The organism is Mycobacterium sp. (assembly GCF_036488105.1).
Lineage (GTDB): Bacteria > Actinomycetota > Actinomycetes > Mycobacteriales > Mycobacteriaceae > Mycobacterium.
This window is the reverse complement of the sequence record NZ_DASXHW010000089.1, coordinates 1-11,626: the sequence shown is the minus strand read 5'-3', so window position 1 is coordinate 11,626 and position 11,626 is coordinate 1. Positions and strand designations below refer to the sequence as shown.

Here is an 11,626-nt window from a genome sequence, read left to right as displayed (position 1 = left end):
TCCGAACTCGTCGTCACCAACCCGTCGGACTGGCCCGAAGGCAAGGTCCGCGCCGTGTACGAGCCCATCGTCAAGACCACGATCATCGCGCCCAGCGAATTCATCGGCACGATCATGGAGCTCTGCCAGTCCCGGCGCGGCGAACTGGGCGGCATGGACTACCTCTCACCCGAACGCGTCGAGCTGCGATACACCATGCCGCTGGGTGAGATCATCTTCGACTTCTTCGACTCGCTGAAATCCCGCACTCGCGGCTACGCCAGCCTCGATTACGAAGAAGCCGGCGAGCAGGAAGCCGCACTCGTCAAGGTCGACATCTTGCTTCAGGGTGAGGCCGTCGACGCGTTCAGCGCCATCGTGCACAAGGACGCCGCGGCAGCCTACGGCAACAAGATGACCACCAGGCTCAAAGAGCTGATTCCGCGTCAGCAGTTCGAGGTGCCGGTGCAGGCCGCGATCGGGTCCAAAATCATTGCGCGCGAGAACATTCGCGCGATCCGCAAGGACGTGCTGTCGAAGTGCTACGGCGGTGACATCACCCGCAAGCGCAAGCTGCTGGAGAAGCAGAAGGAAGGCAAGAAGCGGATGAAGACCATCGGCCGCGTCGACGTGCCGCAGGAGGCGTTCGTCGCCGCACTGTCCACGGACGCGGCGGACAAAGGCGGCAAGAAGTAGCCATGCGGAGAGTCGGACTGGCCACGGCGTGCACGGTGATCGCCGCATTCGCGGTGGGCTGCGGCCCGGTTGTCGATGGGACGGCCAAGCCGGCACCCAACCTTAAGCCACGCCCGCTGTCCGGCCAGATCGTCAAGAAGGTGCTGCTCAACGACGTCGAGCTGGCCCGGATGCTGGGCCAGCCCTTCGTCGCACGTCAACCCGCACAGTTCGGTGGCGCTGACAAGCTCTACCAGCGAGACGCGCCGGCGGAGTCGGCCGATTGCCTGGGCGTGACGGCGATGCTGCAGGAGAGCGTCTACGGGTCCGCCGATGTCCAGACCGTCGCGTCGGAGTCATGGTGGAACGACGGCGACCCGGCTCAGGTGATCAGCGTGATGGAGGGCGTTGTGGCGTTGCCCTCGGCCGCGCAAGCTCAGGAGCTGTTCGCGAAGTTCCCCCCGCAGTGGCAGCAATGCACGGGCAAGACGACGACCGAACAGACCGGCCCGATCAGCACGACGACCGTGATCGGCGACATCCACGTCGCCGATTCCGTTGTCGCAGCCACGAATACCGCGACGGCGACGCTCCCCAACATGCCGGCGCTGCAACCCACCCCGCAGTCGCGGGCGATCGGTGTCCGGTTGAACTGCCTCGTCGAAGTCGAGGTCGTGTTCTTCGGCGATCGGCGACCATCCGATCCGGGCACGGGCAATCCGGACGCCAGTGCCACCGACATCGCCCGCGCGATGATGGACAGGGTCAGCGAACTGAGCTGACCCGCGGTCCGCGTGTTGGCTTCGCACCCCAAGCGGAATTAGGGTGAGCCCGGTGAACGGATTTCTCGGCTGGTGGGACGGCGTCGAGTTGTGGCTGTCCGGGCTGGGGTTCGTGTTTCAGTGCATCGTGGTGATGCCGGTCGTTCTGCTGTTGGCCTACCTCATCGCGGCGGCGCTCGACGCGATGTTGGGTCGCGGTACCCAGGTGATGCGGCGTATCCGCCATAACGACGAAAAGCCCGGATGAACCGAAAGTCGGGTATGCCGCGCTCACAGGTCACCTTGGTGCTGGTCGCCCTGGTTGTGCTGGTGATCGTCGCCTGGTTGCTGACCCGCTGACCTGCATCGGAATCGGCTGCGGGTCCGGTGGATTCTGTTAGGCTTCGGCCATGCTTGCAGCATCCGGCAACACCGAGTGCCATGTCTTGGCGCTCATTGCCGTAGGCGATTGCGCCGTTGCTGACGTGCACTGTTGTCGCTGATCTCTGCCCGCGCGCTGAAATTCGCCTTTCCTTCGCGACGGGATTTGTCAGCCGTCAAGCCCATTGTCGAAAGGTCGACCATTGTTCGACGACATCCGAAATGCCGTGGGGTGGCGGCATGCTCTCGCGCTGACCCTCGCCGCAAGCTTGATCGCGGCGTGTCACGGCGGCGCCAGCGATGTCGTTGGCGGCGGCAACTCCGGCGACGCGCACACCAGCATCACGCTGGTCGCCTACTCAGTACCTGAACCCGGCTGGAGCAAAGTGATTCCGGCGTTCAACGCATCGCAGGACGGCAAGGGCGTTCAGGTGATCGCCTCGTATGGCGCATCGGGTGACCAGTCCCGCGGGGTCGTCGACGGCAAGCCCGCCGATGTCGTCAACTTCTCCGTCGAGCCCGATGTCACGCGACTGGTCAAGGCGGGCAAAGTCTCCAAAGACTGGGACAAAGACGCCACCAAAGGCATCCCCTTTGGATCAGTGGTGACCCTGATGGTGCGTCCCGGCAACCCGAAGAACATCAGGGACTGGGACGACCTGCTGCGGCCCGGCGTGGAGGTCATCACGCCCAGCCCGCTGAGTTCGGGCTCGGCGAAATGGAATCTGCTTGCGCCTTACGTGGTCAAGAGTGTGGGCGGCCACGACCCCCAAGCGGGCCTCGAGTTCATTCACAAGCTGGTCGGGGAGCACGTCAAACTGCGTCCCGGGTCGGGACGCGAGGCTACCGACGTCTTTGTTCAGGGCAGCGGTGACGTCCTGATCAGTTATGAGAACGAGGCGATCGCTACGGAACGCCAGGGAAAGCCGATTACCCACATCAACCCGTCGCAGACGATCAAGATCGAGAACCCAGTCGCAGTGGTGACCAGCAGCCCCCATTTGAACGCCGCCGTCGCATTCAAGAACTTCCAGTACACCGCAGCCGCCCAGAAGGTCTGGGCGGCTGCCGGATTCCGCCCGGTCGATCCCGCAGTGGTCGCCGACGTCCGCGACAAGTTTCCGGTACCGGCCAAGCTTTGGACGATCGCCGACCTCGGCGGCTGGTCCGTGGTGGATCCGCAATTGTTCGACAAGAAATCGGGCAGCATCACCAAGGTCTACACGCAGGCCACCGGATGACGACCACGACATCAACCGAGGTAACCGGCCACAACATACGGCGCCGCAACAGGTCACGCGGTGACGGCACGTCGCTGCGAATCGGTGTTGCGGTGGTGTGGCTTTCGGTCATAGTGCTGCTGCCGCTGGCCGCCATCGCCTGGCAATCCGTCGGCGGCGGCTGGGACGCGTTCTGGCTCGCGGTCACCTCGAATGCGGCAATCGAGTCTTTCAGGGTGACGCTGACCATCTCCACGGGCGTCACCGTCGTCAACATGTTCTTCGGTCTGCTGATCGCCTGGGTGCTGGTGCGCGACGAGTTTCCGGGAAAGCGGCTGGTGGACGCGATCATCGATCTGCCGTTCGCGTTGCCCACGATTGTGGCCAGCCTGGTGATGTTGGCGCTATACGGGAATCACAGTCCGGTCGGTCTGCACCTGCAACACACCGGATGGGGTGTGGGCGTGGCATTGGCCTTCGTCACCCTGCCGTTCGTCGTGCGAGCCGTTCAGCCGGTGCTGCTCGAGGTCGACCGTGAGACCGAGGAGGCGGCGGCGTCACTGGGTGCGAACAACGCGACAATCTTCACGACCGTCGTGTTGCCTTCTCTGACTCCGGTTTTGCTGACTGGCGCGGGGCTGACGTTTGCGCGTGCCATCGGTGAGTTCGGGTCGGTGGTGTTGATCGGTGGGGCGGTGCCGGGCAAGACCGAGGTGTCGTCGCAGTGGATCCGGACACTGATCGAAAACGACGACCGTACCGGCGCCGCGGCCATATCGATTGTGTTGCTCGCGATCTCGTTCGTCGTGCTCTTCGTCTTGCGCACGGTGGGATCGCGCGCCGCCAAGCGTGAGGAGTTGGCGGCATGAATCCATCACTTCCGGTGCGCTATCTGATTCGCTTCGTCGCCCTCGCTTATGTGTCGGTGCTGCTGGTGGTTCCCGTTGGATTGATCCTGTGGCGGACCTTCACGCCTGGTTTCGGCCAGTTCGTCGCGTGGGTCACTACGCCGGCGGCGATCTCGGCGCTGAACTTGTCGGTGCTGGTGGTCGCGATCGTGGTGCCGCTCAATGTGATCTTCGGTATCCCGACTGCACTGGTGCTGGCGCGCAACCGGTTCCGCGGTAAGGGTGTGTTGCAGGCGATCATCGATCTGCCGTTCGCAGTCTCGCCAGTCGTGGTGGGTGTGGCGTTGATCGTGTTGTGGGGATCGGCCGGGCTGCTGGGCTTCGTCGAGCGAGACTTCGGTTTCAAGATCATCTTCGGTCTGCCGGGCATCGTACTCGCCAGCGTCTTCGCCACGCTGCCATTCGTGGTGCGCGAGGTCGAGCCGGTTCTGCATGAGGTGGGTACCGATCAGGAGCAGGCAGCGGCAACTCTGGGATCCAGCTGGTGGCAGACGTTTTGGCGGATCACGCTCCCGTCGATCCGATGGGGTCTGACCTACGGGATCGTGCTGACCGTTGCCCGCACCCTCGGTGAATACGGTGCGGTCATCATGGTGTCGTCGAACCTCCCGGGCCAATCCCAGACGCTGACGCTACTGGTGTCCGACCGCTACAACCGGGGCGCCGAATACGGGGCCTACGCCATTTCGACATTGTTGATGGTGGTTTCGGTGGTTGTTCTGATCGTTCAGGTGATTCTCGACGCTCGCGTCAAGCGAGCCACAAAGCAGCCGTGACAGGGAGGGGTGGCGGTAATGACTGACGCGATTGTGGTGCGGGGTGCCAACAAACGCTACGGCGACTTCGCCGCGTTGGACAACGTTGACTTCGAGGTGCCGTCCGGCTCATTGACTGCACTGCTGGGCCCCAGCGGTTCGGGCAAGTCGACCCTGTTGCGCGCCATCGCCGGACTTGATCAACCGGACACCGGAACCATCACGATCAATGGTCGCGATGTGACCGGGGTTCCGCCACAGCGGCGCGGTATCGGCTTTGTCTTCCAGCATTACGCGGCCTTCAAGCATTTGACCGTTCGGGACAACGTGGCCTTCGGGCTGAAGATTCGGCGGCGGCCCAAGGCCGAGATCGCCGAGAAGGTGGACAACTTGCTGGAGGTCGTGGGGCTCAGCGGTTTCCAAACCCGCTACCCGAGTCAACTCTCCGGCGGTCAACGTCAACGCATGGCGCTGGCCCGCGCGCTGGCCGTCGATCCCCAGGTGCTGTTGCTCGACGAGCCGTTCGGCGCGCTGGACGCCAAGGTCCGCGAGGATCTGCGCGCGTGGCTGCGCCGCTTGCACGACGAGGTGCATGTCACCACGGTGCTGGTGACCCACGACCAAGCCGAGGCGCTTGACGTCGCCGACCGGATCGCCGTGCTCAAAGACGGACGCATCGAACAAGTGGGATCGCCCAGGGCCGTCTACGACGCGCCGGCGAATGCGTTCGTGATGTCGTTTCTCGGCGCGGTCTCGTCACTGAACGGCATTTTGGTTCGCCCACACGACATCCGGGTCGGGCGCAGTCCGGATATGAAGCTTGCTGCCGACGACGGCATCACGCAGACCACGGGTGTTGTCCGCGCCACCATCGATCGTGTGGTGATGCTCGGCTTCGAGGTGCGGGTGGAGTTGACCAATGCCGCCACCGGCGGGGCGTTCACCGCTCAGATCACCCGTGGCGATGCCGAAGCGCTCGGGCTGAAGGCGGGGGACTCCGTCTATGTGCGCGCCACTCGGGTGCCCTCGATCCCTGAAGAAGGGTTGACGCCCAACGACACTGGAGCCGATGCATCCATCGACGAGAGCTCGGCGAGCTCGCGTTAGGGGCTGCTTAGCCTTTGATTGAGCCGACCCGGTCGGAACTGAAATAGGCAACACATTCCGCCGCGTGATTGTCCATATACCTCGACTCCGTGCCGGGGGGCCACGCCTCGACTCGTAGCTCCGTGTCCCGGCTGGCGGCGGCTGAGAATTTCGGCAACTCCGCTTTGCAGCGGTTCTCGAGTTGTTCCTGTTCGGCGTCGTTGTCTGGGAAACGGGATAGCGAGAGCACCGCGAAGACCTCGCGGGAATGCGGTTTGTCACAGCTCACAGGCGAATTGATGGTTTCCCCGAAGCAATCGCCGACCCGCATCATCGGCCCGGATTGCAGCGTGCCGGTGATCAGCCCGCCTTTGGGCCACGCGCTGTAGGCCCAAACCGCCCCCCACAGCAGGGATATCACCATCCCGGCGATAGCCAGCCCGCGTCCGGACTCTCGACCGTCCCTGGCTTTGACCAACGCGACGATTCCCGCGATCACGCTCAGCGGCGCCAGGCTCACCACGCCGAGCAGAAACGCCGAAATCGCCCATTTGCTGACCGGGCGACCAGCGTCGGCCGGGTCTGCGTCTTCGGGATCCGTTGCCTCAGGCGAAGTCATGGTCAGGCCGCAAGGGGCTCAGCCAACGCCGCGGTGAAGCGATCCAGCACCGTTTCGGCCACCAGTCGGTGTGCGCCGAGGGGCGACGCCATCGGAATGCCTTCGGCGGCAGCAATTGTCGCAACCCGATCGGTCAGCCGCCCGGGTGCCAGAAACCACGGTGCGACCACCACGTGACGGGCGCCGCGGCGGCGCAAGTCGGTCGCGGCCTCGGTTAGTGACGGTCCCGAGCCGGTGGCGAACGCGGTTGTCGCACAGGCCCACTGAGTGCCCGCGATGAGCTTGTCCGCGACCTGGGCGGTGCGGGCGTTGGCCGCAGGGTGCGTTGAGCCGATCGCCACCACCAGCGCACCCAGTTGCGAGTCGTGCGGGCTGATTCCCAGGTCGGCCAGCCGCTCGTGCAGCACGGCCACCAGCCGGTCGTCCTCGCCGAGCACGTCGGCCTGTCGCAGGGTCGCACCGCAGCCCGCGATCTGGCGGGGGATGTCGATGCGTGCGTGGTAAGCGTCGGCAAGTAGAAACGGGATGACTACCGCATCCGGGGTGACGACATCAACCAGGCGTGGCGTATTCAGGTCGCAGAACGCCACACGCACGTGGAGGCCGGGCCGCATGAAGCGAATCTGATTGGCCACCGCGCGGGCATTGGCGGCCGATCGTGGATCGGCGCTGCCATGTGCGGCCAGCACCAGGGTGCTCACGACGCGTGCAGCCCGCATTCGGTCTTGGACAGCCCCTGCCAGCGTCCGCTGCGCGGGTCGGCGCCCTCGACTGGCTTGGCCGTGCAAGGCGCGCAGCCGATCGAGGGATATCCTTCGTAAGCAAGCGGATTGACCAGTACATCGTTCTCGTCGATGTAGTTCTGCATGTCGTCGTCAGACCATGTGGCCAGTGGGTTGATCTTCACCAGCCCAAACGCCTCGTCAAAGCTGACCAGCGGGGCGTTGGCGCGGGTCGGCGCCTCGACCCGTCGCAGACCGGTCACCCACGCGGAGTAGCCGCGGAGCGCCTTGGATAGCGGTGCGACCTTGCGTAGCCGGCAGCATTCACTGGGCTTGCGGGCGAAGAGGTCTTTGCCCAGCAGCTCGTCCTGCTCGGCGACGCTGTGCTCCGGCGTGACATTGAGCACCCGCACGTCGTAGACGGCCTCGACCGCATCGCGGGTTCCGATGGTCTCCACGAAGTGATATCCGGTGTCCAAGAACAACACTGGTACCCCAGGACGCACCTTGGCGGCTAGATCGACCAGCACGGCGTCCTGCATATTGGAGGCCACCACGTAGTTGCAGGTCGCCGTGGACCGGGGCCCGCCGACGCCACCGAAGTTCTCGTCAGTCCAGCGCAACAGGTCGCTGGCACTGGCGCCTTCCAATTCTGCGGCGCCCTTCTCGGCCAGCTCGCGTAATTCCGCTTCCGTCAAGCCGTGCACCTCCTTGCTCATCGCAGGTCCGCCTCATCGGCGCGCAGCGCCCAATTCGCGAACCGTTCATCCCCGTCGCGTTGCTTGACGAAGTTGCGCACCACACGGTCGATGTAGTCGCCGAGTTCGTCGCTGGTGACCTTGTGCTGCCGCAGTTTTCGCCCGAAACCACTGTCGAGACCCAGGCTGCCACCGAGATGCACTTGGAATCCCTCGACCGAGCCGCCCTCGCCGTCGTCGACCATCTGGCCCTTGAAACCGATGTCGGCGATCTGGATGCGGGCACACGAGTTCGGGCAGCCGTTGATGTTGACGGTGACCGGCACATCCAGTTGCGTGTTGAGGTCGTTGAGGCGACGCTCGAGTTCGGGCACCAGCGACTGCGAACGCACCCGAGTTTCGGCGAAAGACAACTTGCAGTATTCGATTCCGGTGCAAGCCATCAGGTTCCGACGCCACTGCGACGGCCGTGACGGCAGCCCCAGCGCATCCAGGCCGGCGATCAACTCGTCGAGCTTGTCGTCGGAGACGTCGAGGATGATCAGCTTCTGGTACGGGGTGAAGCTGACCCGTCGCGATCCCGCCTGCTCGGCCAGGTCGGCGACCGCGGACAAGATCGTGCCCGATACCCGACCGGCGATCGGCGCGACGCCCACGGCATTGAGCCCGTTCTTCAGCCGCTGCACGCCGACGTGGTCGATCGGGTGCTTGACGGGCGCGGGGGCCGGGCCGTCGATGAGTTTGCGCTTGAGGTACTCGGTTTCGAGCACGTCACGGAACTTCTCGATGCCCCAGTCTTTGATCAGGAACTTCAGCCGGGCCTTGGCCCGCAGTCGCCGATAGCCGTAGTCACGGAACAGCGAGGTGACGGCCTCCCAGACGTCGGGGACCTCATCCAACGGAACCCAGGCGCCAACCCGTTGCGCGAGCATCGGATTGGTGGAGAGGCCGCCGCCCACCCACAAATCCAGGCCCGGACCATGCTCGGGATGATTGACGCCGATGAATGCGATGTCGTTGATCTCATGCGCGACGTCCTGCAGACCCGATATCGCGGTCTTGTATTTACGGGGCAGGTTGGAGAACTCGGGGTTGCCGATGTACCGGTGGACGATCTCCTTGATCGCCGGCGTGGGGTCGAGCACCTCGTCGACGGACAGACCGGCCAGCGGGGAGCCCAGGACGACACGGGGGCAGTCGCCGCAAGCCTCGGTGGTCTGCAGCCCGACGGCTTCCAGCCGCTTCCAGATCTCAGGTACGTCCTCGATCTGGATCCAGTGGTACTGAACGTTTTCCCGGTCGGAGATGTCGGCGGTATCCCGGGCGAACTCGATGGAGATCTCGCCGAGCGTGCGCAGGGCAGCGGTGGACAGTGCGCCGCCGTCGCAGCGCACCCGCATCATGAAATACTTGGCCTCGAGCAGGTCGATGTTCTCGTCACCGGTGAAGCTGCCGTCGTAACCCTGCTCGCGTTGCGTGTAGAGCCCGGCCCAGCGCATGCGGCCACGCAGGTCGTTCTTCTCGATGCTGTCGAATCCGGCGGTGGAGTAGTGGTTGAGAATTCGGTCTCGGACGTTGAGCGCGTCGTCATCTTGCTTGAACTGCTCGTTGGGGTTGAGCGGCTCGCGCTCACCCAGCGCCCACTGGCCTTCGCTGCGGCTCTTGGCCGGGCGGGGGGACGTCATGCGGCGATCTCCTTTGTGGAGTAGCCGGCTTGGACCGCGCAAACCACCGGTGGCTGTCCCGGCGGCGCAGATCCGGGGGCCAGCTGAAAGTACTGGTGGACGGGTCTACGACATCAAGCCAGACAGCAACAGCTGCAGACACGCAAGAAATCGACATGACGGCGCGCCACCAACGCGATGCGGAAACTGGGGTGGGCGACGGTCACTCGACCATTGTGCCACGGATGTCGCCGACCATAACTACCAGGGTGGAATTGTGCTCATAGTGATCGAAAGTAGCCACCGAGCCTGAAATGTTCCGCAACGCTTTCTCTGATTCCGCTGCAAAGGCCTATCCGCTGTTGTTCGTGGTGGCCAGCGCTGGAGGTTAGGCCGGTAGTCCGGAATATTGGTAAGGCGTGACGGCATCCTCTGCGCCAGCCGCCCTTCCCGACCTGCAGTTGAGCGTCGGCGGGCCGTTCGGCATCTATGTACACGTGCCGTTCTGCTTCACCCGCTGCGGCTATTGCGACTTCAACACCTATACGCCCGCAGAGCTGGGTGGGGTGAACCCCGACGCATGGTTGGAAAACCTGCGGTCAGAGCTCGAGCTCGCAGCTGCTCGGTTGGACGGACCGACCGTGCAGACGGTCTTCATCGGCGGCGGGACACCATCGCTGCTGGGCGGCGAACGGCTGGCCACGGTGCTGCGGTCGGTGCGGGACAGCTTCGAGCTGGCGGCCAACGCCGAGGTGACCACCGAGGCCAACCCGGAGTCGGCGTGGCCGGACTTCTTCGCTGCGGCGCTAGCCGCCGGCTGCACCAGGGTGTCGTTGGGAATGCAATCGGTGGCGCCTCGAGTGCTGGGTGTTCTAGACCGGATCCACACGCCGAACCGGTCGGCGGCGGCGGCCCGCGAGGCGCTTGCCGAAGGGTTCGAACACGTCAGCCTCGACCTCATATACGGCACCCCCGGGGAGTCCGACGACGATCTGCTGCGATCGGTCGACACCGCGATCGAGACCGGCGTCGATCACGTGTCCGCCTACGCCCTGGTCGTCGAGGAGGGCACGGCGCTGGCGCGCCGCGTCCGCAGCGGCGAACTGGACGCTCCCGACGACGACGTTCTTGCGCATCGTTACGAGCTGGCGGACGAGCAACTATCGGCCGCCGGGTTCGACTGGTACGAGGTATCTAACTGGGGTCGGCCGGGCGGGGAGTGTCGGCACAATCTGGGGTACTGGGACGGTGGTCAGTGGTGGGGCGCCGGGCCGGGCGCGCACAGCTTCGTCGGCGCGACGCGCTGGTGGAATGTCAAGCATCCCAACGCTTATGCCCAGATCCTGGACGGTGACGAGCTACCGGTCGCCGGTTTCGAGCAGCTGGATTCCACCAGCCGCCATACCGAGGACGTGTTGTTGCAGATCCGGCTGCGTCAAGGTCTGCCAACGGAACTGCTGGACGAGGCCGAGCGGGAGCGCGCCGGCGTCGCTGTCAAGGACGGCTTGCTGTCACGCGAGGGCGAGCGCCTGGTGCTCACCGACCGGGGGCGGCTGTTGGCCGACGGCGTCGTGCGCAACCTGCTGGGTTAGGCGGCGTGTCGAGCCAGTGCTATACCAATGCGAACTTCGACATCGCTTGTCGTGATGGTCGGGGCCCGCGGAGGCGCTGCCGACCGGTAGTGGGCACCGGTTGGTGTGATGAATTGCGCTGTGTGAGTTGCTTTTTCATCGACGTTCGGTTTGACGATCCAGCCGGCTACCTCTTTGACGTAGTTGCACCGTTCACATAGTCCGAGCCCGTTGTCCGCACTCGTCGGTCCGCCCGCCCCCCATGGCTGAGCGTGGTCGCGATGGCGGATCGGTGCGTCGCAGTACGGTGTGCGGCAGCGCTGATCCCGGAACCCGATGAAGGCGGCGAGCCCGCGGGGAAACAGTCGGGCTCTGGATTCCATGGTCACCAGGGCGCCGGACGTCGGATGTGCATAGAGCCGGCGCAGCGTCGCCCGGGACCGTTTGTCGCTGACGGCACCGGAAACCAACTCCCGCGCGACAGCCGCCGGGATGGGACCGTAGCCGCTTACATTGGCGGGCGCGTTGGAAGCACCGAAGAGAGTTTCGTCGGACAACACCAGATTGACCGCGATCGGCGTTGCCGC

13 protein-coding genes and 1 pseudogene are annotated in these 11,626 nt (G+C 64.6%); 9 read left to right on the top strand and 5 right to left on the bottom strand.

Annotated features, from left to right (window positions below; all coding sequences use genetic code 11):
• The 8 genes and pseudogenes from VGH54_RS05020 to VGH54_RS04990 form a co-directional block, all read left to right on the top strand.
• A pseudogene (locus tag VGH54_RS05020) lies at positions 1–675 on the top strand (elongation factor 4); the annotation flags it as partial.
• Positions 676–677: 2 nt separating this feature from the next.
• Positions 678–1,436, top strand: a complete 759-nt coding sequence (locus VGH54_RS05015; protein WP_331510841.1) for a sensor domain-containing protein — start codon at positions 678–680, stop codon at positions 1,434–1,436.
• 43 nt (positions 1,437–1,479) lie between these two features.
• Positions 1,480–1,683 (top strand): hypothetical protein, encoded by a 204-nt coding sequence (locus tag VGH54_RS05010; protein WP_331510840.1) that lies wholly within the window; start codon positions 1,480–1,482, stop codon positions 1,681–1,683.
• 142 nt (positions 1,684–1,825) lie between these two features.
• Positions 1,826–1,918, top strand: a complete 93-nt coding sequence (locus tag VGH54_RS30025; protein WP_414688646.1) for an Ms4533A family Cys-rich leader peptide — start codon at positions 1,826–1,828, stop codon at positions 1,916–1,918.
• Between the two features lie 81 nt (positions 1,919–1,999).
• Positions 2,000–3,037 (top strand): sulfate ABC transporter substrate-binding protein, encoded by a 1,038-nt coding sequence (locus VGH54_RS05005; RefSeq protein ID WP_414688645.1) that lies wholly within the window; start codon positions 2,000–2,002, stop codon positions 3,035–3,037.
• A complete protein-coding gene (gene cysT, locus VGH54_RS05000) occupies positions 3,034–3,885 on the top strand; it encodes a sulfate ABC transporter permease subunit CysT (protein WP_331510839.1) in 852 nt (283 codons plus the stop codon). Before VGH54_RS05005 ends, cysT begins: the two co-directional genes overlap by 4 nt.
• Positions 3,882–4,700, top strand: a complete 819-nt coding sequence (gene cysW, locus VGH54_RS04995; RefSeq protein ID WP_331510838.1) for a sulfate ABC transporter permease subunit CysW — start codon at positions 3,882–3,884, stop codon at positions 4,698–4,700. The genes cysT and cysW overlap by 4 nt, the downstream gene beginning before the upstream one ends.
• Positions 4,701–4,718: 18 nt before the next feature.
• Complete coding sequence (locus tag VGH54_RS04990; protein WP_331510837.1) at positions 4,719–5,786, top strand: sulfate/molybdate ABC transporter ATP-binding protein; 1,068 nt, start codon at positions 4,719–4,721, stop codon at positions 5,784–5,786.
• 7 nt (positions 5,787–5,793) lie between these two features.
• Here VGH54_RS04990 and VGH54_RS04985 read toward each other — a convergent pair whose 3' ends face one another.
• Genes VGH54_RS04985 through VGH54_RS04970 form a run of 4 tightly spaced genes read right to left on the bottom strand, consistent with a single transcriptional unit; the run spans position 5,794 to position 9,489 of the window.
• Complete coding sequence (locus VGH54_RS04985) at positions 5,794–6,384, bottom strand: DUF4190 domain-containing protein (RefSeq protein WP_331510836.1); 591 nt, start codon at positions 6,382–6,384, stop codon at positions 5,794–5,796.
• Positions 6,385–6,386: 2 nt separating this feature from the next.
• The gene (locus VGH54_RS04980; protein WP_414688644.1) at positions 6,387–7,085 is read right to left on the bottom strand and encodes a sirohydrochlorin chelatase; all 699 of its coding nucleotides are present in this window, start codon (positions 7,083–7,085) and stop codon (positions 6,387–6,389) included.
• Positions 7,082–7,825 (bottom strand): phosphoadenylyl-sulfate reductase, encoded by a 744-nt coding sequence (locus VGH54_RS04975; RefSeq protein WP_331510834.1) that lies wholly within the window; start codon positions 7,823–7,825, stop codon positions 7,082–7,084. Before VGH54_RS04975 ends, VGH54_RS04980 begins: the two co-directional genes overlap by 4 nt.
• Positions 7,822–9,489: a nitrite/sulfite reductase gene (locus VGH54_RS04970; protein WP_331510833.1), complete on the bottom strand. Its 1,668-nt coding sequence runs from the start codon at positions 9,487–9,489 to the stop codon at positions 7,822–7,824. The genes VGH54_RS04975 and VGH54_RS04970 overlap by 4 nt, the downstream gene beginning before the upstream one ends.
• A gap of 398 nt (positions 9,490–9,887) precedes the next feature.
• Here VGH54_RS04970 and hemW point away from each other — a divergent pair, with 398 nt between their 5' ends.
• Complete coding sequence (gene hemW / locus VGH54_RS04965; protein ID WP_331510832.1) at positions 9,888–11,060, top strand: radical SAM family heme chaperone HemW; 1,173 nt, start codon at positions 9,888–9,890, stop codon at positions 11,058–11,060.
• Here the strand turns inward: hemW and VGH54_RS04960 are convergent.
• On the bottom strand, positions 11,057–11,626 hold a 570-nt coding region (locus VGH54_RS04960; RefSeq protein ID WP_331510831.1), incomplete at its 5' end, for an HNH endonuclease signature motif containing protein. The genes hemW and VGH54_RS04960 overlap by 4 nt on opposite strands.